Origin of the sequence: Streptomyces chrestomyceticus JCM 4735 (genome assembly GCF_003865135.1) — a bacterium.
In the GTDB taxonomy this organism is placed as follows: Bacteria; Actinomycetota; Actinomycetes; order Streptomycetales; family Streptomycetaceae; genus Streptomyces; species Streptomyces chrestomyceticus.
The window spans coordinates 1612265-1636376 of the sequence record NZ_BHZC01000001.1 but is presented as its reverse complement, the minus strand read 5'-3'; the positions used below and the strand labels follow the sequence as shown (position 1 = coordinate 1636376).

Sequence of the window (24112 nt, the reverse complement as noted above, 5' to 3'; positions counted from 1 at the left end):
CCAGTGCCAGGCCCGCTCGCTGTACGGCAAGTCAATGCTCGGATTGTCGATTGCTACTGCCATGCGGTAGGTATCCCCCTCAGGCCACATCTGCGTGGACCGTACATTCTTCCACTGCCATTGGCACCCTATTCGTGCATGATCACGTCGTCCGCACCCGGTGCTCGCCCTGCTCCAGCCGCCCCATAACCACCTGATGCGCCCGCCACCCGTCCGGAAACTTCGGCGGTACGTCCAGGTACACAAGATTGCTCCGCGGATGCTGGTCCAAGAGGTCGCGGATGCCGGCGCGGGCCACCACGATGCAGGCGAAGCGGTGCCGGGAGAGGAGGACGCACAGGCGGCCCGTCTCCAGGTGGAAGGTCGAGGCGTCCTGGCGGCCGGACAGCGGGTGCCAGACCAAGGTCACGTCGAACTCGCGGCCCTGGAGGCGGTTGGCGGTGTCCACCGTGATGCCGGTCAGGCCGCAGGCAGCGAGGCGGGAGCGGACTGCGTCCGCCTGCACAGTGCGTGCTGTGCCGATCGCGAAGCGGTCCGCGGTCAGGCGCTCCCCGTTGACCAGCGCACCCCGCTCCAGCAGCCGAGCCGCCGTCGCCACGAGGGCGTCCGCCACCTCCGGGTCATGGTCCAGGGTGTGTCGGGCGGGGAGTTCCAGGTAGCCCCAGCCGGAGTCGGCGGCCCGGGCGAGGACGTCGTCCGGCGGGCCGGAGCCGTGGGGCAGGCTGGCGTACGACAGCACGCGCTCCGGTGCCGTCGTGCCGGGGACGAACCGGTAGAAGGGGTAGAAGGCCTCCTCGACCAGGGGCGCCGCCGTCTCCGGGAGCCGCCAGGAGACGGGGAGCTGGTGGCGGAGCAGGTCGGGGTTGTGGGCAAGGGTGACGTCGACCGCGTTGCGCAGGGGGTCCCAGGTCAGGCCGTGCCAGCGGTCGGTCTCCACGGTGGCGAAGGGGTCGAGCTGGCCGGGGTCGCCGACGAAGAGGACCTGTGAGTCGTCCTGGGCGAACAGCGGGGCCGTCGCCAGGAGGCCATCCGAGCGCATCTGGTACGCCTCGTCGACGATGGCCCACCGCCACGGCGTGCACTTGTCCGGCGTGACGAACGACCACTTCTTCGCCGTGGACACCACGACGGGCAGGTCGCGCAGGTCCGTCACCTGGTTGCTCCCGGTCACGTTGGGGTGCCGGGTGACGCGGGGCGGGAGGACGTGGCCACTGGCGTGGAGGCGGCCGAGTGCCAGACCGGGGTGCTCCCGCGCGATGCGGTCCACCAGGTCGTCGACCTGCTCGTTGGTCTGCGCGACGATCATGAGCTGGTGGCCAGCGGACGTCAGGTGCCCGGTGGCCTTCACTACCAGCGTGGACTTTCCGGCTCCGGGCGGCGAGTCCACCACGACGCCCCGGCCGGGCGCGGTGTCGAGGCTGGTCAGGATCCCCGCGACCGCCCGGTCCGCGCGTTCGCCGGGGGTGAGGGCTTCGGGCTCCCCGGTGTCGGGAAGGAGGGCGGTCACTCCCAGGTCTCCTCTGCGTCCTCGTCGGTGGGCTCGTACGACTGCGGCGGACCGCCGTGGGTCCAGGGGGTGTTCTCCTCGTCGGGCAGGGCGGACGGCATGGCCGTGGGGTTGAGCGTGGTGTACGTCAGCTCCTCGCCGGCCTCCGCGAGGGTGCCGGGCGGTGCCGGCGGTGTGCGCTTCCTCGCGAAACCGCCCTTGAGCTGGAGCACCACGGCGTGGCCGCCGTCGTCCTCCCGCCTGACTTCGAGGATGCGGGCCTCCTGGCCGGGCCGGGCCGGGGACTTCACCTCCGTGCCGACCGCGAGATCGACGCGGACGTCGGTGCCGGTGCGCAGGGTGATCGTCGGACGCCACACCTGGGATCCGGGACGCTCGCCGGGGATGAAGCGGTCCCCGTCCCTGGCCGTGACCGTGCCCGTGAACGCCTCGCCGGTCAGCTCGTACTCCGCCATCACCAGCGGGTCGTCGTACGCGCGCTGCGCCTCGTAGCGGGTGACCGCATCCTCCAGCCGGGCCAGGCGGCGGGCGGCTCGGACGGCCTGGTCGCGGCGGGCCTGCGGGCGGCCGTCGGCCTCCAGGTACTCGGCGTACTCGGAGAACCAGCGCCGGTCGAGGGCCCAGCGGCCGGGGACGTGGGCGCCCTCCGGCAGCTCGCGGAGCAGCTCCACGCCGCGCCACATCAGCCGCCAGGTGGGCAGCATCTGGCCGCTCAGCTCACGGTCGATCTGGCGGCCGACCGCTTCGCGTCCGCGGCCGTCGGACGCCTCGTCGTAGCGCGTCATCAACTCGTGCAGGGTCCGGTCGAAGACCGGGTCCGTGGACGGACCGGCCGGCGGCCACACGGCGGGGTCCTCCGCCTCCCGTGCCGCCCGCGCGCCGTCGCTGCCCTCCGGCGGATCGATCCAGGCGAGCAGGGACGCGAGGTGGGAGTCCTCGGAAGAACTCTGGCCCGTGGCCCAGTTGGCGGCGAGCAGCCGGGTCATCGCGAGGAGCACACCGGAGTCCGGAAACTCGGCCAGGTCCGCGAACCAGGTCAGCCACTTGCCGAGGGTCGGCACGGACTGGTCGACTGCGTACGGCCCCTCGGTGGCGCGCAGCCTGGTCAGCCGGCCGAGCAGGCGCACGTACGAGATGCCCTCGCCGTTCGGGACGAGGAGCTGCGGGGCCCGCCGGCAGCGCAGGCGTTCCTCTTTCTCCTTGCCGCGGCCGACGGTGTAGGGCTCCGTCTCCGTCCGGCACCCGTCGATGTACGCGAGGAGGAGCGCGGCCAGGCGCTCGGCGAACCGGAAGCGTTCGGCACGGTTGCGTGGCTGGCGGACGGTGAGGAGGGTCGGGTGCTCGGGGTCCGTACCCGCGAGCGCGGCCAAGGGCGCGCACGCCTCGCCGGCGAGGGTGAGCGGCACCAGGACGAACGGCTTCTCGTCCAGGTGCTGGTGGCGGACGGTCGTCAGCGGTTCGGCACGGCCGGTGCGGGAGGCCGTGAGCGTCGCGACGGTGGACAGGACGCTCATGCGGCCCCCCGGCGGAGTCGGCGCAGCCGGGCGGCGGCGCGCAGCAGGTCGGCGGCTTCCGCCTCGGCCTCTCCGGGGGCGGCGACGCCGTCCAGGTAGTCGAGCGCGGTGCGGGTGGAGTCGATGCCCGGCAGGTCGTTGCGCACGCCGCTGCCCAGACGGGCCGGTGAGGCGCATTCGTCGGCCTCGTCGCGGCAGTAGCGCGCCATTTCGCAGAAGGACAGGCAGGAGGGTGTGTACGACGCGTCCAACGCCTCTATGGAAGAGGAGATTTCGTCCGCGCTTCGGGCCGTGTCCAGGGTCGCCGTCTCGGGGAGCTGGGCCGCGAGGTCCTCGGCGCGCCGCAGCCGCGAGAGCTGGAACTGGAGGGCGTCGAGTTCCTGCCGGAGGTCGATCAGGCGGCCGTAGGGGCGGTTGGAGAAGTCCTTGGGGCAGACGAGCAGGAACTCGTGGGAGATCTGCTCGGCGGGCAGGCCGGCCGTCTCGAAGGCGCGGTGCAGCGCGAGGACGTACACCGCGGCCTGCTTGGCCGTCTCGGCGACGGCGGTCGGATTGGCCTGGCCGTCGATCGCCGCGAACGAGCGGATGAGGACGACGTGGAACTTCCCCCCGATGCGGTGGGTGAGCGCGTCCGGCTCCAAGTACGCCGTCTGACCGGCGACTTCGAGGGTGAGCAGGGGACGGTCGAGGATGAGCCGTACGTCCTGGCCGGAGGCCACGTGCGCGATGAGGCGGCGGGTCTCCCGCTCGCGCAGGTGCAGGGCCGTGTTGCCCCCTACCTCGTTGAGGTCGGTGACATGGGCCTCCGCCACGGGGACGGAGAGCTGCTCGCGCAGCAGCCGGATGAGCTCGGCGTAGCTGCCCCACTTCACGTGGCCGTGGAACGCCTGTTCGCGGGCGAGAGCGAAGGGGGACTGGCCGAAGCGCGGCTCGTATCCGACCTGCTGGGCGAGCAGCGCCTTGTCCACACCGGCGGCGTCGAGGACGGCGCGGCGGGCGCAGGCGGGATTGGCGGTCAGGGCGGTGATCTTGCGGGCGGTGTACGGCTGAGGGGGCTTTGGTCCGCGCAGCCGCGCGAGTCGGTTGTCGGGAGGTTCGGACTGCTGCGAGGGCATCGTCTCTACTTCGGGAACGTCTTCGGGTACGTCTTCGGGAGCTCACCGGCGTGCGAGGCGTCTGACGTCATCGCCGTCGTGAAGGGGTCGTCAGGACAGGGTCCCACTCGCATCGCGCAAGGTGTCACGCATCGGTGCCGCACCGAACAGCTGCTGCACGTCGGCGAGTTGGGTACGGGCGCGCTGCGCGGCCGCTAGCCGTTGCTGGTCGTCCTCCTGCTGGTGGACGGCCGCTTCGGCGTGGGCGGCCGCGATCACGCGGGCGGGGTCGGGTTCCGGGGCCGCGGCGTCGTAGGCGCCCGGGATCGTGAGGGCGAAACGGCGCAGCAGCCGCCAGGCCGCGTCGGGGCCGGATGCCCCGCGGTGGTGAGTCGCTGGATCTGCTCGGCGGTTCCCACCGCGTGGGTGAGAAAGTCGGCACGGGGGCTGAGCGGGCCGATGATCCGCCGCTCCACGGGCCAGGTGGACAGGGACAGGAGTCCGCGTGCGGGGACCAGGCGGTCGTGGGTCAGTGCCGCGCAGATGTAGTACGGGCGGGCATAGCCCTGTGCCGTGAAGGATCGCTCCTCGTCGCGGCGCAGGGACGCGAGTTTGGTGGCGACCAGCGACTCGGTGAAGAACGCCTCGTAGGTGGACGAGATGAGCTTCGGGGCGGCAGGGGCGCCCAGCAGGGTGAGTGCCTGGTGGACCTGTTCGCGGATCGGGATGGAGCCGTGCGTCGGGCGCTCCGTGCGGCGTGGTGCGCCTGTGGTTGCCGACGTTTGCGGCGCCGGGGACTCGGCCGGGGATGCCTCGGCGTCCGGTTCCGCCTCGGTCTCGAGGGCGTGCTCCCAAGCGGCCTCGGCTTCGCGCAGCGCACGACGGATGCGCGCGGTTTCGGCCTTGTCCCGTGCGCGCACGGCACCGCGCAGCTCGGTGCGCAGGTGGGACAGGCGCTGCTCGAGTTCCTCCAGTGATGCCGCCATGCGGGGCAGCTTAGCGCAGCAACCAACCTATGCCAAGAACTTCCAATGAGTTCCAAGATTACCTGCTACGGTCGAATGCGGCGGCGCACCCGGCCCGACCGAAGGGTGCCGTCTGTTCTGAGACAAGGGGGAGGCAATGGGCCACGACACGACGGCATGGCACAAGCCGCACTGGCTGACCGGGAACGACGGCCTCGTGCGCGTAGGGCCCGGTACGGGCGGGAGCGAGGAGCACACCTGCCCCTCGCACGCCGCTGCCAAGGCCCGGCCCGGTCTGTGGCCGACCCGGCCTCTCCGGCTTCCGAAGCCGGAGCTCGAGACGTTCACCCTCGGGCCGGTGATGGACGCCGTCGACCGGGTCGAGTTCGACGGTGAGACACCTGACCAGGCCCTGGTGGGGCTGCGCTCGCGCACCCCCGCGCTCCACCCCGGTCACCTGACGTATGCCGAGCACGCCCTCCGTACGTACATAGAAGCGTGCACCGGCGACGGTGAGCAGCGGCTGCAGCCGGTCCGCCCGTACTGGGTGGCCCAGCGGGAGAACGGCAAGTTCTGGGAGATGTACGCCTGGTGGCGCAGGTACGAGTCGGCCGACGGACGACTGCGCGAGTACCGGCGGCTGCGGCACGGCGAGGCCAAGGACTCCGAGCCCGGCGAGATCGCCATCGCCGTGTACGTGGCCGTTCACGGGCGCCAGGCGGCCTGGCCGCGGAAATGGGCGCGCGCGTTCCAGCCGTACGGCCCCGCCGCCCGGCCCGAGCGGGTGCGTGTCGTCGAAGTCGGGCTCGCCGACGGACGTCCGCGCGTGCAGTTCGACGGGACGGCCGAGGAGGCCGAGGCCTACTACGCCGAGCACGGGCATGCGCACGTGGCCCGTGTCGTGGCGGGCGGCAGGCCGGTACCCGGCTCATCCTGCGTCGACTGCAAGCAGTTCACGGGCTGCGAGGCCGTTCCGCGCAGGCCGGGTGTCCTCGGCCTTCCCGCGAGGGTGGCACCGCTGAGAAAGGTGTCGGTCAGCGATCTGCGCTATCACGCGGCCTGCCCGGCACAGGGATTCCTCCGTTCTCTGCACCTGCCCAAGTCTGACGAGTACGGCAGCGCGGCCAGGCTCGGCCAGGCGGTGCACGGCTGGATCGAAAAGCTGCACCGGCGCCCGGGATGGCCGCCGTGCGCGGTCGGCGACATGCCCCCGGCGGGCGAGAACTGGACAGAGGGACGCTGGCGCGTCTCCGACGAGGACGCCGCGACCGGTCGGGACATGCTGCTCCACCACGTCGACGCCTGTCCCTTCCAGGACGCCGCACTCATCCAGCGGGTCGAGCCCGAAGCCCTCCGAGTCGTCCACGACACCGCGGCGCAGGCCGTCGTCATCGCCAAACCCGACCTGCTCTACCAGGAGGACGGCTCGTGGGTGTGGCGGGAGCTCAAGACGACACGGAAGCGGCGCCGCCACCACGAGGACCTTCTCGACACCTACCCCCAACTCGCCTTGGCGGTCGCGCTCCTGGCTCAGGGTGCGCTGGGCGGCGATCCGGACGGCTCGCGCGTCGAGGTGGAGATCCTCCGGCCGGACGGTTCCGATCCGCACGTGATCGACCCGACGGACCCCGGCCAGAAGCGGAAGGCGCTGTCGGTTCTGCGGCGGTACGCAGGACCGTGGCGGGAGGACGAGACATGGGACGCCCGCCCCGGCCCGCATTGCCGCTTCTGCCCGGTGTCCCGGTGGTGTCCGAGCGCCGCTGCCGCGCCCGACGGCGCCGTCGCGAGAGAGGGGGAGGCGTGACCACGACCGACATGAGGGATGCACGGCCCGAGGACGCCGTCGGCACGGACGAGGGGCTGCTCCGACAGATCGCCAGCGCCCTGGCGTGCCTGTCCCGGCAGAGGACGGTACCCAACCCGGTCTACCCGGCGAAGGTGCAGAACGCGTACAACCGCCTCGTCCTGCACTGCCTGCGCCGGGGCGACGAACCGCCGGGCAGTGTGCCGCAGATGGTCCGCTGGGCTTGTGAACGGCCGCTGATCGAGTGGCCGTTGGAGCTGCCGCCCGAGAACTTTCCGGGCACGGCCCTGCTCGTCGATCCGGAGACCCGGCTGCCGCACCAGCTGTGCCTGGAGTGGGAGGTGAGCGCGGCCGACCCTGCCGCCGAGCTCTTCGAGAGCGAACGCATCCGGGAAGCACTCGCCGTGTGCCGTGCGGCCAAGGCCCCGCAGGCCTACACCGCGTTCCGGGCCCTGCTCACCTCCAGGCCCGTGCTGACCGGCGCCGAGCTGGCACTGCTCGGCGGCGATCCCGACTGCGGAATGCTGCTGCACGACGTGATCAAGCGCTGCTATGAGCCCGTACCCGCCTCCTACCTGCGGTGCGGCACATACCGGCAGTGCGCTCGCTGCCGCTGCCTGATGGTGCCGCTGCTGCACGGCGGCCACCGCTGCGAACTGGACCGGTGCAGCCGCGACGGCACCTCGGACGAAGGCACGCCGCTTCGTGCCGACAAAGGCGGAGTCTTCCAGCTCAGCCGCCCCCTGCGGATGTTCATCACCAGCCCCGGGCTCGCGGAGACCGATCTGCAAACCGCCCTGGAGAAGAAGTTCGGAATCACCGCCGAGATGTGGCCCAACTACGACGCGTACGACCTGCGCGTCCCCCTGCCGGGGCGACGGCACTGGGCGGTGGACGTCAAGGACCGGGTGAACCCCGTTCTCCTGGCGCGCTCCCTCACGTCGTTGAGGAACGAGCCGCCGTACGACCGGGCGTTCGTCGTCGTGCCCCGCTACCGCTTCCGCGACAACGAGGCGTACGGGCGGCAGTTCCGCCGCAACCTGCCGGAGGACCTGGCCGACCGGGTCACCCTGCTGGACGACCGGGCCTTCCTGCGGCTGGTCGCCGATGAGATCTCCACCCCACGTAACAAGGCGGGAGACCCGTGTACCGAAGGAGGAAGCCGTGCGTGACCGCAGAGGATGGCACCGGCGCTGCTCGCCGCAGCAGCTCACCGAGGTGTGGCCGGCGAACCTCGGCAGCTTCCGTCCCGGCGACCTTCTCGACGTCGAACTGGGCCTGTACCTCCTGGAGGACGTGACGCCCACCCGCACGGCCGCCGATGTCTGGCCGCTGTTGGGCGGTTACCCGTACAGCGAGGTGTTCGGAGACGTCCGCACCGACGAACAGCGGCTGCGCGTTCTGCGCGCCCGCCACTATCTGTGGGACATGCGGCGACGGCGCGCCTGGTCGGAGGCGCTGACCGACTACCTTGAGGTCCCCCAACACCTGCGCGGATACGACATCGACGGGCCCGGCTCCGTACCGCGCCGTCGGGAGCCATCGCGCGCCGCACGCCGTTTCGAGATCTTCGAAGAGCTGCTCAGCACCGCTCCACGGTTCGCGACGCGGTCCATTCCGTTCGCCGAGGAGGGAGAGCACACCTTCCGGGTGCAGGACCGTACCCACTCCGTGGTGTTCGACGAGGAACTGCTGACGGACACCCTGCCGCGCGCTCACGCGCTCGATGCACCACCGGCCGGGCATGGAGAGCCCGTCGACGTCACCTGGGAAGAGCTCGAGAAGGCCGCCGACGAGATGGACGCCGTCGAGGCGACGGCGCCGGAGGGGGCGCGGGGCGGCTGGGCCGGGCGGCTCCGGCGGGTGAAACTGCTTGTGCGCGACGCGGAACTCGGCCGCTTCACCGAACAGGGACGGCTGAGGATCGACCGGCTGCTGCACCTCGTGGGGATGGTGGGAGCCGGCAAGTCCACCCTCCGGGACATCCTGACCTACCACCTCGTGACCCGGACACCGCGCCGGGTGACCATCGTCGTCGGTGACGTGGCCGAGACGCTCGCCGTGGTGGAGCAGTTCAACCGGCTCGGTGTGCGGGCGGCGCCGATCCTCGGGCACTCCACCCGGGAGCGCAACATCAATCGGCTGCACCGCCGCACCGCCACGGCCGGCGCCGCCACCATGCTCGGGCACGACAACGCGGGCTTCGCCTACCTCAGCAGCGCCTGTCCTGTCGACGTGCTGCGCGGCCTGGAAGCCCGCCGCCCGCTCGGCGTCCGTGAAGCACCGTGCATCACGCTGTACACCGTCCCCGAGCAGGAGGCCACGGACGGCGATCCCCTCCTCGACGAGGAGTACAGCACGCAGCGTGACGCACAAGGCCCGAAGCCGCAGCGGAGACTGTGCCCGTTGTGGAACCGCTGTCCGCGCCACCGCGGGGCTCGTGATCTGGTCGACGCACAGGTGTGGGTCGCCACCCCAGCCGGTCTCGTGCACAGTTCCGTCCCGATGCACCAGCACCAGGAACAGCTCCGGTATCTTGAACTCGCGTGCCGACTCAGCGACCTGATCATCGTCGACGAGGCCGACCGGGTGCAGATGCAGCTCGACACGGCCTTCGCGCCGGCCAGCACTCTGGTGGGGAAGGCCCCGAACTCCTGGTTCGACGAGGTCGCCGTCCACAAGTTCCAGCAGATGGCCCGGGACGGCCGGCTCCAGCTGTCCGCCCGTGACGTCGACGACTGGACCAACGCCGTCAACACGGTCAGCGCCGCCACTGACCGCCTCTTCGCCCTGCTCGTCAAGGACGACAAGCTCAGGCGGTGGATCAGCGTCGACTACTTCAGTGCCTTCACCCTCCACAACCTGCTGCTGGAAAGCTGGTTCCCGGGGCGGAAGGAGGGCGAACGCCCGCCTGCGGCGGCCCGGACGCTGGACGGTGCACTCGGCCGGTTCCGCGACGACCCGCTGCACGAGCAGCAGAGCACGGGAGACGACGATGAAGTGACACCCTTAGTGAACACCTTCGTCCACCTCGCCCTGGAACTCCTGCATGCGCCCCAGGGAGCACGGACGCGTGAGAGGCTGCGCGACACCCTCACCGACATCGTCGGAGACGACAGCACGGTGCTCGCGGACGCCGACCTCCAGGCCCGGCGCTTCGAGTTCACCTTGCTCCTTTCCGCTCTGCACAGCCGCCTCGACTTCATGACCACGCTGTGGCCGCGCGTCGAGGCCGCCCTCAATCTCGAGAGCGCCTCGAACGTGCTCTCCCGCAGGCCCCCCAAGGACTACGAGGCGGTCATCCCCGAGTCGCCCATGGGTAACGTGCTTGGCTTCCAGTTCCGCCACGACGACCGTGAGCGCGATGGTGACCGCAGCGGTGAACTCCGCTTCTTCCACTGCAACGGCGTGGGCCGCGAACTGCTCATGCGGCTCGGTGAGCTGTGCGCCGTGGACGGCCGCCCGGGCCCGCACGTCCTGCTCATGTCCGCGACGAGCTGGGCGGGCACGTCGAGCAGGTACCACGTGCACGCCGACGTCGGTGCCGTTCTGCGTCCTCACGACGAGGAAGTCGAAGCCGTCCTGGGCAGCGAGTTCCGCAAGGAGTTCTTGTACTGGCCCGGGAATGACCGGCCCAAGCCGCTGCGCCTGTCAGGCTGCGACCCCGAAGAACGGCCACAGGCCCTTCTGCACATGCTGCACCAGCTCGCGGTGCCCGACCGGAGTCTGCCCGACGCCGAGAGCATGCTGGACACCGAGCTGAAGGAGATCGACGATCCGGACCGCCGCCGCATCCTGTTGCTCGTCGGCAGCTACGACGAGGCACGTCGGGCCGCCGAGTACCTCAACCAGATCCCCGAGTGGAACGGCCGCGTCACCCGACTCGTTTCCGACGACGCGGACTCCGACACCGTCTGGACCCGGCTGCCGGAGGACGCCGCCGCACGGACACTGCCCCGCGGTGACGTGAAGGCTTTCCCCTCGGTCGGCGGCGACATTCTCGTCGCGCCGCTGCTCGCCGTGGAGCGGGGACACAACATCGTCCTGCGCGATGGCAAGGCGGCCATCGGCACGGTCTACTTCCTGGCACGCCCACACCCTCGGCCCGACGACATCTCACTCGCCATCCAGTCCATCAACGACTGGGCCGTACGCCAACTCCGGGATGCCGACGGATCCTTCAGGCAGAACGCGCTCGCCGCCGTCACCCCCGACCAGGCGGCCGCGGCGTTCCGCAGCCGCGCACGCCGTCAGTGGAACCGCTTCCTCACCCGACGATTGGCCTGGTCCAGCCTGCGGGACGAGGAGAAGGCAGCGTTCACCTGGGACCAGCTCGTCGTCATGTGGCAGGTCATCGGTCGTCTGGTGCGCGGCGGCGCGCCGGCCCGGGTGGTCTTCGTCGACGCGGCCTTCTCTCCCAGAGAAGCCGGATTCCAGGACACGGACACCCCCGACACCAGCCTGCTGGCGAGCATGCGTGAGGTGCTCGCCCCCTACTTCGAGGACGGGAACACGGCGGAGCGGCACCTTGCCCCGATCGGCAAGTCCCTGGTCCGTGAGCTGTACGAACCGCTCTACCGCGCCCTGGTGGACATGGGCTGACGGCATCCGTCACCACACCACACCTCACCCCCGACGTGTTCGCGTCGCGTCCGAAGACTTCACGCCTTGCTCCGAGGAGAACCGACACTATGCCCTACCAGTACAACCGTCCGGCTGCGTACCTGCCCGACCCGGCACGGGGACCCTTCGTCGTCCCGATGCACACGCTCTCCCTGCCCGCCCACTGGGAGGAACCACTCCTGCGCCTCTACCACGGTGGAATGACCGAGGGGCAGGCTGAGCGACGGCGCCGCGTACCCACAGCGGCTGTCAACCAGCTGATGCGCGCCACCGCGCCGGACATCGTCGCGGTCGACTCCACGGCACGGTTCGGTTCGGAGAACCCCTGGCTGTACTGCCAGGACGCGTACCCGATGGCGGTGACGAACCTCTACATCGCCACCTGGCTCAAGAGCCTCCCGCGCGATGCCGGCGATCCCGAGACCGCGGCCCTGCTGATGAACTGCTTTCGTGACCTCGACACCGCGGCTCTCAGCTGGCGGCCCGGCAGGGTCGACCTCCTCGAGCAGAAGGTGTCGCCCGGAGGAACCGCTCTGCCTGCACCCCATGTGTACCGGTTGCTTCCCGACGTCCTCGCCGAAAGGATCGCGCGCCAGGGCGCGTACGAACACCACGGGCAGCAGCTGTCGTTCCGGCAGGTCGCCGGCCGCACGGGGGCCAGGGGGCAGGGAAGCGGGGGCGCCGAGCTGATGTCGAACGTGATCGGGTACGTACCCGGGCGGCGCGGTGGCGGCGACGGCAAGTCGGCCTACTATGCGGCGACCCTCCGCATCACCGTGCGCACCGTTCCCTTCTCACCCGTCCCGCGCGTCCACGTGGCCGCCGGCGTGCGTCGGTTTGTCACCGGCAAGGTCTACATGCCATACGGCAAGGGCGTGTCCGCGTACCTGCTCCCGGACGACTCCCTCGTCCATGACGGTCCGCAGCCGCAGCGTTTCGCCGTCGCCATGCTGGAGTGGAAGAACGGCACCACGGACTGGCGTCAGGGCGGAGCAGAAGGAATGCTCGCCGGGATCAGCGCACTCGACGCACTGCCGTCCCCGGACCGGCTGGTGAAGGAGGCCGACCACTGGATCCACGGCCGGGAGGGCATCCGGATCGCGATCGGGCACCAGGCGGCCATGGGGAGGCACACGATCGGCACCGGACTGATGCCCAGCGAACACCGACGGCTGATCGAGTGGGCGGAGCAGGCGATCGCTCCCGAGTTCGTCTCCGTTCCGAAGCTCGAGCGCAGTGCGTACGCGCGGCCGCCCAAGAAGCAGCTCAAGAAGCTGCCGTCCATTCCCAAGAACATGGAAGAGAAGGATCCCGAAGAGCGCGCGGTCATCCTGGACCAGCGTGAGCTGAACGCGGCCCACAACGCTCAGGTTCTGCGGACACGCCTGGCCGAAGCTCTCGAAGGGGAAGACCTCACCGCGGTCGTGCTCCACCAGAACGACGCCATCCGCGATCAGATGATCGCAGCGGCGGAGACGGGGCTGGGGCTGGCCGGGCACCGGCGTGAGCAGGGTCCCGATACCTGGGTGTGGGAGGCGGAGGAGCTGACCGTCCGGCTGCACGCGCGGCCACTGGGCGCTCTCGGTGCACCGCTGGGAGGCGACGGCGTGCCACGCCGGGGACAGGAACACGACAGGGCCATCGAGGAGCGCCGTATCGGTGTCGCGCTGGCCATGTCCGCCCTGCGGAAAGCCGTCCCCGGGGCGCGGCTGGCCTTCGTGGAGCTCGACGGGCAGGATGCCTTCCGCCACGCCAAGCGACGGACCGACCCCAAGCATGCGATCCGCCTCGGCTGCGCGGACGCCGGCCTGGTGACCCAATTCATCCGTCCACTAGACCCGGATGCGGAGGCGGACGAGGCTCTCGCCGATGCAGGTCTCCGTGCCACCGCGGCCTGGTCGGACGGCCTGCGCCAGACCGGCATGCGGCTGGTGCCTCAGCACACGCTCGGTGACACGCTCATCCCCGCGAACCTGAACCAGGTGGCCTTCCACCTCGTGGAACGCCGCCTTGACGGGCCCATGGGCAAGCAACAGTTTACGCCGATCGCGGTGCTCATCCGACCGGGCGCGAAATGCGTGCTGGGCAAGTCGGCCGACATGCAGGCATGGGTGCCGTACTCCGAACTCCTCAAGTCATTGACGGGAAGGGTCGAAGGCAGGAAGAACAGCGCCGAGCAGTCGGCCCTCATGGCGGCCTTCGTCAAAAAGACCCTCGCACAACTGCGCAGCACCCCGACGCTCGTCCTGGCCCACGCCCAGGACGTCCGCAAGCGCTGGCCGTGGCTGAGGAACGACGGTCTGGAACGGGACAGGCTCGGCCTCGACGGGGGTCCCCTTCAGCGGATCGGTCTGTACGGCAAGCAGCTTCGTATCGTTCGGATCGCCGATGGCAGCCGGGACGAAACGGCACAGTGCTGGGCCGAGGCGGAGGAACTCTCTCCCAAGTTGGAGGGCCAGCAACGTGGGGGCATCGCGATGGGGCTGTGGCGGCCCGGAGTGCGGGGTGACTCGGACCGCGTCTTCTACAGCACGACCGGCAAGTCCGGCTCGCAGCCAAATCTCACCAACGACGACGCCAAACTCACTCCGCACACCAACGCCTCGGGCAACAACGCCTACCGGCCGACGGCGAACGCCTGGAATCCGGACCTCCTCGAACTGACCGTCGCGTGCCTTCAGCCCGGTGACGATGCGGAAGCATGGGCCGCATTCGTCCACCAGCAGCGTTTCAGCGAGGACTACCGTGCTGGTCGCGAGGGGTTGGCTCTGCCCTTGATCCTCCACCTCGCGCGACTCGCGGACGATTACGCTCTGCCTCACGAGATCGAGGAGGCTTTGGACCCGACGGAGCCCCAGGCTGCGGCCGCGCCGGACGACGCTCTGTCGGGCCAGCTGACCTTCGACTTTGACCTCGATGACGGGGATGACGACGAATGAAGCTTCCCGCTGAGGAGCCGAGGGAGTCTCACCCCTCCTCAGCGGGTAAGGCCCTACTATCTCAGGGCGTAGGTGCGGGTTCAATAAATGCATATGCATGCTCTCGGGGAGTGATCTTGCGGGCCGCGGGAACCTCAACATCAATTAGTCCTGTTGTGCCTGGTCAAGGGAACTCGTGAACGTCCCACAGCTCAAGACCCCACGGTCCCTCGCGGACCGTGGGGTCTTGTCGTTGTCACCCTGGCCGTAGCCGCCCCCGTCGTCGTCTCCGTCCTCGTCCCTGTGGGTGAGGTCACCGCGATGCGGCTGAGGCCGTGGCGACGGTCGGCGCCCATGGAGCGTTCGAGGGTGGCGGGAAGGGTGATGTATTCGGGTGGGGAGGGGGCGGTGTATCTCCTGGGGTGGAATCAGGGGGGTTTTGCGGGGCTTTTCGTTACGGGTAGTGAGGGTTTTGGGGGAGGTCGCGGGGAGGGGCCCGGAGGGGAATGGTGGACTCCTGAAATACTTTCCGGGGCGGCCTGGTCGGAGGGCCGGGCCGGGGTAATGTTGAGGTAATACGGAACATGTTAGGCGGGGCGGTCGGCGCCGGGGTGCGGACGCGGGCGGTGACCGTTCCGGAGGCCGGGACAATCGGCCGGTGTGGATTTCCTGTGACCGTGGGAGCCGAAGGGTCGGTAGCGGCTGGATATCCGTCCAACTGAACAACGCGAGTCCGGATACGGGGGTGAACCGGCTCATGAAGTTGGTGGAGCGGGACACGGAGCTCTCCGTCCTGGAGGGCCTGCTCGACGCCTGCGCGGCCGGGCGTGGCGGAGCGGTGGTGGTCGGCGGCGCGGTGGGCAGTGGCAAGACGGCCCTGCTGCGTGCCTTCCGGGAGCGGGGCGCGCCCACCGGGGCCCTGTGGTTGCAGGCCACGGCGGCCGCGGCGGAGAAGGACGTGCCGCTGCGCGTGGCGGGGCGACTGCTGCGGAGTGCGGAGCTGGCCGGTGAGGGGGTGGAACCGGTGGTGTGGCTGCCGCCGCCGGCCGGGGGCGGTGGCGCGCCGGTGCGGGCGGCCGCGGGGGCCATTCCCGCGGAAGTCGCCGTGAACGTCGTTCCCCGGGTGTGCGGCATTCTGTTCGCCCAGGCCAGGAAGCGGCCGGTCGTCGTGTGTATCGACGATGCCCATCAGGCCGACGCCTATTCGCTGGAATGTGTGCTGTATGTGGTGCGGCGGCTGGCCGTCAGCAGGATTCTGGTGGTTCTCGGGGAAAGCAGTGGTACGGCGTGGGAGGACAGTCCGGCGCGGCGGGAATTGCTGCGCGGTCCGGCGTGCCGATTCCTGCACGTCGGTCCGTTGCCGCGGGACGGTGTCGTCGCCATGCTGGCCGCCGGGCAGAAAGGGCGGCGTTCGGCGCCGCCCGTTGCGGAATTCCACCGGCTGAGCGGCGGCAGTCCGCTGCTGATGGAGGCGCTGCTGGACGACTACGCGGACGCGGAGCGGGCCGGGGCCGCCGGGCCGGTGCCCGGAGAGGCGTACGAGCGCGCCGTGGCGCAGTGCCTGAGCCGCAGCGACGACGTCACGCGGCGTACCGCGTGGCTGCTGGCGGTGCTCGGGGAGCGGGCCGCGCACGGCGGGTCCGCCGAACTGCTCGGGGTGTCCCGCCAGGCCGGCGAACGCGCCCTGCGCGCCCTGCACGACATGGGGTTGCTCGCCGATGGCCGGTTCCGTCACGAGGCGGGGCGGACGGCGGTGCTGCGGCGGGCGGAACCGCCGCGCAGCGCGCGCCTGGAGGCCCGGGTCGCCCAGGTGCTGTACGAGCGCGGTGCGCCGGCGACCGCACTCGCCCGCCACCTCGTCGCCGCGGAGACCGTGGACGCGCCGTGGGCGCTGCCCGTGCTGCTGGAGGCGGCGGAGGCGGCGCTGGCCCGCGACGAGGTGGGCACCGCGCTGGACTGCCTGCGCGTGGCCAGGGACGGCTGTGCGGACGAACAGCAACTGCTGGAGGTCAGGCTCGCCCTGGTACGGGCCGGGTGGCGGGTCGATCCGTCCGCCGCCGTACGGCACCTGTCGGCGCTCACCGAGGCGGCACCCGCCGGGCGGCTCACCGCGCGCGCCATGAGGGAACTGGTCGGCCATCTGCTGTGGTTCGGCAGGGCGGACGATGCCTTGGAGGTGTTGCGGATCGTGGAGGAGGGAGAGGGGGAGGGCTGTACGGGGGTGGGGCTGGAGTCGGTGCGGTTCTGGTTCGCTTACGGGTATCCGGGGCTGGCGGGGAAGTACCGCGCCGAGGTGGCCGCGGGCCCGTACCGCGGTACGGCGGCGGGTGCCCGGGCCCCCGGCCTGACGCCCGAACAGGACACCCAGCAGCGCGCGCTCGCCCTGATGGCCTCCGTGCTGGACCAGCGGGTGACCGGCGACGTGACCGGGCGCGCGGAGCGGATTCTCCAGGAGACCCGGCCGGAGGACCGTACTCCGGCGGCGGGGCTGGCGGCGCTGGTCGCGCTCATCGTCGCCGACGGGCTGCCGGAGGCGGCCCGCTGGTGCGAGATCCTGCTCGCGGAGGCGCGGGAGCACCGCACGCCCATGTGGCAGTCGCTGTTCGCCTCGGCCAAGGCGTTCATCGAGATCCGGCTCGGCGAGCTGGCCGCGGCGGAGGATTCGGCGCACACCGCGCTCACCGTCGTCCCGCCCGAAGGGTGGGGGGCGGCCGTGGCCGCCCCGGTCGCCGCGCTGCTGTACACGAAGGCCGCCACGGGACGGCTGGACGAGGCGGTGGCCCACCTGAAGGTCCCCGTGCCCGACGCGGCGTTCCGGACGCCCGCCGGGCTGCTGTATCTCTGGGCCCGCGGCCACTACCAGCTCGCCGCCGGCCGGCCGTACGCCGCGCTGGAGGACTTCCACCGCTGCGGTGACCTGATGGCGCGGTGGCGGCTCGACCTGTCCGGGCTGGTGCCGTGGCGGACCGACGCCGCGCAGGTCCATGTCGCGCTGGGGGACGACCGCCGCGCGCGGGGCCTGCTGGAGGAGGAGCTGGTCCGTACCGGGCGCCGCCCGCTGTGGACGCGGGGTGTGGCGCTGCGGGTGCTGGCGTCGCTGGCCGAGCGCGCGGAGCGGCCGCGGCTCCTGGGGGAGGCGATGGACATCCTCCAGCGCGGCGGGCACCGGCTGGAGCTGGCGTACGCCATGGCGGAACTGTCGTACAGCTACTGGGACATGAACGACGACAGCCGGGCACGGATCGCGGCGCGCAAGGCGCAGCAACTGATGCGGGAGTGCGGCATCAAGGCGCCCGTCCTGAAGGCGTCGCCGGTCGGCGCGGCGAGCGCCTGCCCGCCCGAGCGGTCCGGGGCGGGCTGCGCCGGACACCCGCCCGCCGAGCTGAGCGGTGCGGAGCTGCGGGTCGCGACGCTCGCCGCCCGTGGCTACACCAACCGGCAGATCGCCGCGGCGCTGTTCATCACGATCAGCACCGTGGAGCAGCATCTGACCCGGGCGTACCGGAAGCTGGGCGTGCAGCGCCGTACCGACCTGGCGACGCGGCTGGAGCCGGACACCGTGGAGGACAGCGGTCTCGACGGGTGCGGGGACGGTGCCCAGCGGGACTGCTTGCGTGCCGGATAGGAGGTGGGGGGGAGGGGGAGTGGGAGCCGGGGACAGGCCCGAGTGCGGGGCGGGCGTGCGGTGCCGCGGTCGACGTTGCGCGGTTGGACAGTCCGGCGCGGGCGTGTGGAATGATTGACGGCGCTATCAAAAGCCGCGAACTCCATTGACCGGCAAGGGAGTTGTCGCGTTGCGGCGGCTCGACCGGAGTTGGCGGGCGGGTGCGCACGGCGGTGCGGGCGGGCGCCGGTTTCTCGTCCAACCACATCCGGCCGGCCGGTGCCGGCCACTCAACGGGAGGAACCCCTCATGGTGGTGGTGATGGCCCCCGGGGCCACGCAGGAGGATGTCGACACCGTCGTCGGCCTGGTGCGCTCGGCGGGAGGTGACGCCTTCGTCAGCCGGGGGGTGACCCGGACGATCGTCGGACTCGTCGGGGACGTGGACGAGTTCGAGGCGCTCAACCTGCGCAGCCGCAGGGGCGTTCTCGACGTCGTACGGATCTCCGTGCCGCACAAGCTGGTGAGCCGGGAGCACCACCCGGCCCGCTCGGTCGTGCGGGTCGGCGGTGTGCCGATCGGGCCCGACACCCTGTCCGTCATCGCGGGCCCGTGCGCGGTGGAGTCCGCCGAGCAGACGCTCGCCGCGGCGCGGATGGCGCAGACCGCCGGGGCCGCGCTGCTGCGCGGCGGCGCGTTCAAGCCGCGCACCTCGCCGTACGCCTACCAGGGGCTGGGCGAGACCGGGCTGCGCATTCTCGCCGACGTGCGGGCCGAGACCGGGCTGCCGGTGGTCACCGAGGTCATCGACCCGGGCAGTGTCGAACTGGTCGCCTCCTACGCGGACATGCTCCAGGTCGGCACCCGCAACATGCAGAACTTCGCGCTGCTCCAGGCGGTGGGCTCCGCGGGCAAACCCGTGCTGCTCAAGCGCGGGTTCGGCGCGACCATCGACGAGTGGCTGATGGCCGCCGAGTACATCGCGCAGCGCGGCAACCTGGACATCGTGCTGTGCGAGCGCGGCATCCGTACGTTCGAGACGCGGACCCGCAACACGCTGGACATCAGCGCGGTGCCGGTGGTCCAGCGGCTGTCGCACCTGCCGGTGATCGTGGACCCGTCGCACTCGGGCGGCCGCCGGGAACTGGTCCTGCCGCTGATGCGGGCGGCGCTGGCGGTCGGCGCGGACGGCGTCATGATCGATGTGCATCCGGCGCCGGAGACGGCGCGGTGCGACGGCGACCAGGCCCTGCTGGAGGCCGACATGCGGGAGATCGCCAGTACGGCCACGATCCTGTCGCCGCTGATGGGCCGGAGCCTCACGCAGCCGGTGCCGCAGGCCGCGGCCGTTGCCTCCTGAGATTCCCGGAGCCCCGGCTCCGCCCGGCGGGGTGCGCACCGCCGGTAGGGGTACCCCGACGGGCGGCCGGACGAAAGCGCACACGACCCACCGTCCGGCCGCTTGGTACAGGCCAATTTCCGCGCCGGCGGACGGACGGGTGGGGCGTCCGGGGACCGGTGTTCCCCGGTGCACGGCGCCGCCCGCGATAGGGGTACCGGTGCTGAACCCGTAATGTCGCCGGAGGCCGACGCGTCGCGCAGGGTGGGGTATGTCGGAGAGATGCGATACGCACAGGGCGGCGGACTGACCGCCGAGCGGCGGGAGTTCCGCGAGCGGCTGCGGCTGAAGGCGGTCGAGCGGTTCGCGCGGGGCGAGACCAACGCGGTGATCGCCCGGGAGCTGCGGGTGAGCGTGCGGTCGGTGCAGCGGTGGCGCCGGGCCTGGCAGCAGGCGGGGGAGCGGGCGCTGGACTCGAAGGGGCCGGCGTCCCGGCCGCGGCTGAGCCCGGCCCAGTTCCGCCGGCTGGAGGCGGAACTCGCCCGGGGCCCGGCGGCCTACGGCTGGTCCGGGGACCGCTGGACGCTGGAGCGCATCCAGGCCGTGATCGTGCGGCGCTTCCGGGTCACGTACACGGTGCAGGGCGTACGCAAGCTGATGCGCCGCCACGGGTGGACGTACGTGGCGCCGGCGGCCGGCGGGGACGGGCGGGAGCCCGGCGGATGGACGCGGGCGGAGGACGGGCGCGGTGGGCGCTCCCGGCGGGGGACGCGGACCGGCTGACCGGCACGGCCGGCCGCCGGGCTCCCGGTGGCCGGCCGCGGGAGCCGCGGACGGTGGCCGGGAACGGGAGCCGAAAGGCCCGGTTCCGGTGCCCGGGGGAATGCGACATCGCGGGTTCAGGCACTTCAGGTAGGGGTGCCCCGTAGATAAAGGCACTGTTAGAGTATGTATCTGAATGGGGGAAGATGGTTTGTTTGCCTATGTGTTCCGCTTCGCGTGGGGCGTTTTCTGCGGTTCGGGAACCTTCCTCCCCCGCCGGGAGTTGTAACCGGTCGAGAAGCGGGGGTGGGTTCTACACACCTGAACGGCCCGGTGATGTCCTACTCAGGCCGGCATCACCGAAGCAAGGGCCTGCCGTACGACGTTAGGGTGCGTCGGCGCGAGCTTGCGCACGGGGGAATCACAACGCGAGGAGCCTGGAGTGGAACCTGGGCAGGCGCACCTGGATATGCAGACGGTCGTCGAGGTGGAGATCAATTCTCTCTCGGTGGCCGGCTCTCCGCGCATATCCGGGGAAGACGACGAACATGTGGAGATGCTGACGGTGGCGCAGGCGCCACTGCCGCCCATCATCGCGCACCGCGCGACGATGCGGGTCATCGACGGCGTCCACCGACTGCGCGCCGCGGAACGGCGCGGCGACGACAAGATAGCGGTGCGGTTCTTCGACGGTGACGAGGCCGACGCCTTCGTTCTCGCCGTCGAGTCGAACATCACGCACGGCCTTCCGCTCTCCATGGCGGACCGCAAGAACGCGGCCGAACGCATCATCCGTTCACACCCGTTGTGGTCGGACCGGATGATCGCCTCGGTCACCGGCATCGCGCCGGGCACCGTCGCGGAGATCCGCCGGCGGGTGGCGGGCGCGGCGGCCGCGGGGCGCGGCAGGATCGGCCAGGACGGCCGCTTCCGGCCGCTGAACGGGGCCGAGGGCCGCCGGCTCGCCGGCAACCTCATCGCCGAGAACCCCGGTCTGTCGCTGCGGCAGATCGCGCGGGCGTCCGGGATCTCGCCCGAGACGGCGCGCGACGTCCGCAACCGGCTGCGCCGGGGCGAGGAACCGCTCCTGAAGGGGCGGGGCCGGCCGGCCAGGGCACCGCAGGAGCAGCTCTCCGCCGGGCCCGCCGACGCGGGGGACGGCGGCGACGGCACGGCACCCGTCCGGATGCCCGTCCAGGACCGGACGGTGGTGGTACGCCGCCTCAAGGTCGATCCGGCCCTGCGGTTCAGCGAGACCGGACGGACGCTGCTGCGGCTGCTGAGCATCCACACGATCAGCGCGGAGGAGTGGGACGACATCATGGCAAACATTCCGCCGCACTGCAGTGGCATCATCGCGCAACTGGCCCGGGAATGCGCGGACATCTGGGCGGACTTCGCCCAGCGGGCCGAGCGCAATGTCGCCGAGGCCGTCTGACAGGCGGCCGCACCACGTCCAAGTGAGGAACGCGGCCGGTTGGACGGATATCGGGCCGGCCGCCCCCGATGGAAATGCGCGATACGGTCGGTACCGGCGGGCGCCCGCGAAAGCGCCGCCCGCCGGGCCGCCCGGCACCCGGCGCCGTGAATTCTCCGGTGCACCGGTGTGCCGTGGACCGGTGCTGCACTTTCACCTTTTCCGTGGCCGGGCGAGAAAACCCCGGAGCCGCCCCGGGCCCATCGGCCTGGCTGGCGGAAGTTGATATGGGTATCGTCGAAATGGCGCGCGGCAGCAGGACAGTATTCCGGTCACCGCGTCCGGTGGGCCGGCCTTCGTGAAAGCCCGCCGAACATGACGGACCGGGCGCCCTTCGGGGTGCCGCCTTTTCCCTGCGGTCCGGCCGTACGGCCAGGAACCAGGAACCAGGAATCCCGACCCAGGAGGTTTCCGCTGATATGTTTGCCGGACAAGGCTCGGGCATCATGCTGGCGACGTACGACGACCCGGGCAATTCCACGGCTTCGCAGCGGCTCCGGCCGGGAACGCTCCGCCGGATTCTCGCCTATGCGAAACCGCATTCCCGCGAGAGCGTCCTGCTGGTGCTGCTCACCGTGCTGGACTCGCTCATCATCGTCTCCACCCCGCTGCTCCTCAAGGAGATCATCGACGTCGGCATCCTGGAGAAGAACACCACGGTGCTGACGGTGATCTCGCTCGTCGTCGCGGGGCTCGCCCTCCTCGACGCGGGGCTGCAACTGGCGCAGAGCTGGTACTCGGGCCGGATCAGCCAGGGCGTCAGCTACGACCTGCGGGTGCAGGCGTTCACCCACGTACAGCGCCAGCCGCTGGCCTTCTTCACCCGGACCCAGACCGGGTCGCTGGTCAGCCGGCTCAACACGGACGTGGTGGGCGCGCAGCACGCGCTGGGCACCCTGCTGGGCTCGCTGTCCAGCGTGTTCACGCTGGTGCTGGTCCTCGGCAGCATGTTCTACCTGTCGTGGCTGGTCAGTCTGGTCGCGCTGGTGATCCTGCCGGTCTTCATGATTCCCGGCGCGCTGGTCGGGCGGCGGCTGACCCGCTACTCCCGCGAACAGATGCAGATGAACGCCGAGATGGGCGCGACCATCGGCGAGCGCTTCAACGTGGCGGGCGCGATGCTCTCCAAGCTCTTCGGCCGCCCGCGCGAGGAGGCGCGGCTGTTCGCCGAGCGCGCGGAGAAGGTGCGCAAGGTCGGTATCACCTGGATGGTGCTGAGCCGGCTGACGGTCATCATCATGACGCTGCTGGCCGCCGTGGTCACCGCGCTCGTCTACGGCCTCGGCGGTGCCATGGTCGTCGACGGCACCTTCCAGGTCGGCACGCTGGTGGCGCTGGCCGCCCTGCTGGCCCGCCTGTACGGCCCGATCACCCAGCTCTCCAGCATCCAGGGCGAGGCGCACACCGCGATGGTCAGCTTCGACCGGATCTTCGAACTGCTCGACCTGAAGCCGCTGATCACCGAGCGGGAGAACGCCACCGACCTGCCCGCGCCGGACGACGGCGCCGCCCCCGAGATCACCTTCGACGGGGTGTCCTTCCGCTACCCGAAGGCGAGCGAGGTCTCCCTGGCGTCCCTGGAGTCGAACGCGCTGCCCGCCGACGAGCGCGCCCAGGAGTCGCCCGAGGTGCTGCGCGACATCAGCTTCACGGCGCCGTCCGGCAAACTCACCGCGCTGGTGGGCCCGTCCGGCGTGGGCAAGACGACCGCCACGCACCTGGTGTCGCGGCTGTACGACCCGTCGGCGGGCAGCGTCCGCATCGCCGGGCAGGACCTGCGCGACGTCACCCTGGACTCCCTCCGCCGGACCGTCGGTGTGGTGTCCCAGGACGCCCACCTCTTCCACGACACCATCCGCAACAACCTGGAGTACGCCCGCCCCGGCGCCACCGAGGAGGAGCTGATCGAGGCGTGCCGGGCCGCGCAGATCTGGGACACCATCAGCGCGCTGCCCAGCGGCCTGGACACGGTGGCGGGCGACCGCGGCTACCGGCTCTCCGGCGGCGAGAAGCAACGCCTGGCGCTGGCCCGACTGCTGCTCAAGGCCCCCTCGATCGTGGTCCTCGACGAGGCGACCGCGCACCTGGACTCGGAGTCCGAGGCGGCCGTCCAGCGGGCCCTGAAGACGGCGCTGCGCGGCCGTACCTCCGTCGTCATCGCGCACCGGCTGTCCACCATCCGGGAGGCCGACCAGATCCTGGTCTTCGACGAGGGCGGCATCCGCGAGCGGGGCACGCACGAGGAGCTGCTGGCGGCCGGCGGGCTCTACGCGGAGCTGTACCACACACAGTTCGCCCGGCAGGCCGTCAACGGCAGCGGGCCGGCGCCGGAGGAGCCCGGCGCCGAGGAGGAGCGCCGTCCGCAGGAGGCCGCGCCGCAGATGATGCCGGGCGGCATGGTCTTCTTCGACGGCTCCGGGCCGGACGACGGCGGCGGCGCCCCGGGTGGCGGGGTGTGGCACACCAACGGGCCGGGCCCCGGCGGGCGCTGACCGAACGGCCGCGT

At 71.2% G+C, this 24112-nt stretch carries 13 protein-coding genes and 1 pseudogene; 9 read left to right on the top strand and 5 right to left on the bottom strand.

Annotated features, from left to right (window positions below; translation table 11 throughout):
* Positions 1–142: 142 nt before the first annotated feature.
* The 5 genes from EJG53_RS06615 to EJG53_RS06600 form a co-directional block, all read right to left on the bottom strand.
* On the bottom strand, positions 143–1507 hold the full coding sequence (locus tag EJG53_RS06615; protein WP_125044058.1) for an AAA family ATPase: 1365 nt from the start codon (positions 1505–1507) through the stop codon (positions 143–145).
* Positions 1504–3021: a hypothetical protein gene (locus EJG53_RS06610; protein ID WP_125044057.1), complete on the bottom strand. Its 1518-nt coding sequence runs from the start codon at positions 3019–3021 to the stop codon at positions 1504–1506. Before EJG53_RS06610 ends, EJG53_RS06615 begins: the two co-directional genes overlap by 4 nt.
* Positions 3018–4136, bottom strand: coding sequence for a hypothetical protein (locus EJG53_RS06605; RefSeq protein ID WP_125044056.1), 1119 nt, complete (start codon positions 4134–4136; stop codon positions 3018–3020). The genes EJG53_RS06610 and EJG53_RS06605 overlap by 4 nt, the downstream gene beginning before the upstream one ends.
* Positions 4137–4226: 90 nt before the next feature.
* Positions 4227–4394 carry a hypothetical protein gene (locus EJG53_RS42255; RefSeq protein WP_244955015.1) on the bottom strand — a complete coding sequence of 56 codons (168 nt, stop codon included), beginning with the start codon at positions 4392–4394 and terminating at the stop codon, positions 4227–4229.
* On the bottom strand, positions 4391–5101 hold the full coding sequence (locus EJG53_RS06600; RefSeq protein WP_244955014.1) for a hypothetical protein: 711 nt from the start codon (positions 5099–5101) through the stop codon (positions 4391–4393). The genes EJG53_RS42255 and EJG53_RS06600 overlap by 4 nt, the downstream gene beginning before the upstream one ends.
* A 136-nt stretch (positions 5102–5237) precedes the next feature.
* Between EJG53_RS06600 and EJG53_RS06595 the strand changes: the two genes are divergently transcribed.
* The 9 genes and pseudogenes from EJG53_RS06595 (at position 5238) to EJG53_RS06555 (ending at position 24098) form a co-directional block, all read left to right on the top strand.
* Positions 5238–6884 carry a PD-(D/E)XK nuclease family protein gene (locus tag EJG53_RS06595; RefSeq protein ID WP_125044055.1) on the top strand — a complete coding sequence of 549 codons (1647 nt, stop codon included), beginning with the start codon at positions 5238–5240 and terminating at the stop codon, positions 6882–6884.
* Entirely contained in the window at positions 6881–8056 is a 1176-nt protein-coding gene (locus EJG53_RS06590) for a pPIWI_RE_Y domain-containing protein (protein WP_125044054.1), read from the top strand. Before EJG53_RS06595 ends, EJG53_RS06590 begins: the two co-directional genes overlap by 4 nt.
* Complete coding sequence (locus tag EJG53_RS06585) at positions 8049–11486, top strand: pPIWI_RE_Z domain-containing protein (RefSeq protein WP_125044053.1); 3438 nt, start codon at positions 8049–8051, stop codon at positions 11484–11486. Before EJG53_RS06590 ends, EJG53_RS06585 begins: the two co-directional genes overlap by 8 nt.
* 89 nt (positions 11487–11575) lie before the next feature.
* Positions 11576–14446 carry a pPIWI_RE module domain-containing protein gene (locus tag EJG53_RS06580; protein ID WP_125044052.1) on the top strand — a complete coding sequence of 957 codons (2871 nt, stop codon included), beginning with the start codon at positions 11576–11578 and terminating at the stop codon, positions 14444–14446.
* 736 nt (positions 14447–15182) lie between these two features.
* On the top strand, positions 15183–18050 hold the full coding sequence (locus tag EJG53_RS06575; protein WP_125044051.1) for a helix-turn-helix transcriptional regulator: 2868 nt from the start codon (positions 15183–15185) through the stop codon (positions 18048–18050).
* A gap of 288 nt (positions 18051–18338) precedes the next feature.
* On the top strand, positions 18339–19388 hold the full coding sequence (gene aroF, locus EJG53_RS06570; RefSeq protein ID WP_125044050.1) for a 3-deoxy-7-phosphoheptulonate synthase: 1050 nt from the start codon (positions 18339–18341) through the stop codon (positions 19386–19388).
* 261 nt (positions 19389–19649) lie between these two features.
* Positions 19650–20135 (top strand): annotated as a pseudogene (locus tag EJG53_RS43285) (winged helix-turn-helix domain-containing protein); the annotation flags it as partial.
* Between the two features lie 436 nt (positions 20136–20571).
* Positions 20572–21567, top strand: coding sequence for a ParB N-terminal domain-containing protein (locus tag EJG53_RS06560; protein WP_244955013.1), 996 nt, complete (start codon positions 20572–20574; stop codon positions 21565–21567).
* Positions 21568–22025: 458 nt separating this feature from the next.
* On the top strand, positions 22026–24098 hold the full coding sequence (locus EJG53_RS06555) for an ABC transporter ATP-binding protein (RefSeq protein ID WP_125044048.1): 2073 nt from the start codon (positions 22026–22028) through the stop codon (positions 24096–24098).
* Positions 24099–24112 lie beyond the last annotated feature (14 nt).

Bases quoted from the DNA above. Each gene is read 5' to 3' on its own strand.
- EJG53_RS06610 (WP_125044057.1), bottom strand. From the start codon at position 3,021: ATGAGCGTCCTGTCCACCGTCGCGACGCTCACGGCCTCCCGCACCGGC.
- EJG53_RS06605 (WP_125044056.1), bottom strand. From the start codon at position 4,136: ATGCCCTCGCAGCAGTCCGAACCTCCCGACAACCGACTCGCGCGGCTG.
- EJG53_RS06600 (WP_244955014.1), bottom strand. From the start codon at position 5,101: ATGGCGGCATCACTGGAGGAACTCGAGCAGCGCCTGTCCCACCTGCGC.
- EJG53_RS06595 (WP_125044055.1), top strand. From the start codon at position 5,238: ATGGGCCACGACACGACGGCATGGCACAAGCCGCACTGGCTGACCGGG.
- EJG53_RS06580 (WP_125044052.1), top strand. From the start codon at position 11,576: ATGCCCTACCAGTACAACCGTCCGGCTGCGTACCTGCCCGACCCGGCA.
- EJG53_RS06575 (WP_125044051.1), top strand. From the start codon at position 15,183: ATGAAGTTGGTGGAGCGGGACACGGAGCTCTCCGTCCTGGAGGGCCTG.
- aroF (WP_125044050.1), top strand. From the start codon at position 18,339: ATGGTGGTGGTGATGGCCCCCGGGGCCACGCAGGAGGATGTCGACACC.
- EJG53_RS06555 (WP_125044048.1), top strand. From the start codon at position 22,026: ATGTTTGCCGGACAAGGCTCGGGCATCATGCTGGCGACGTACGACGAC.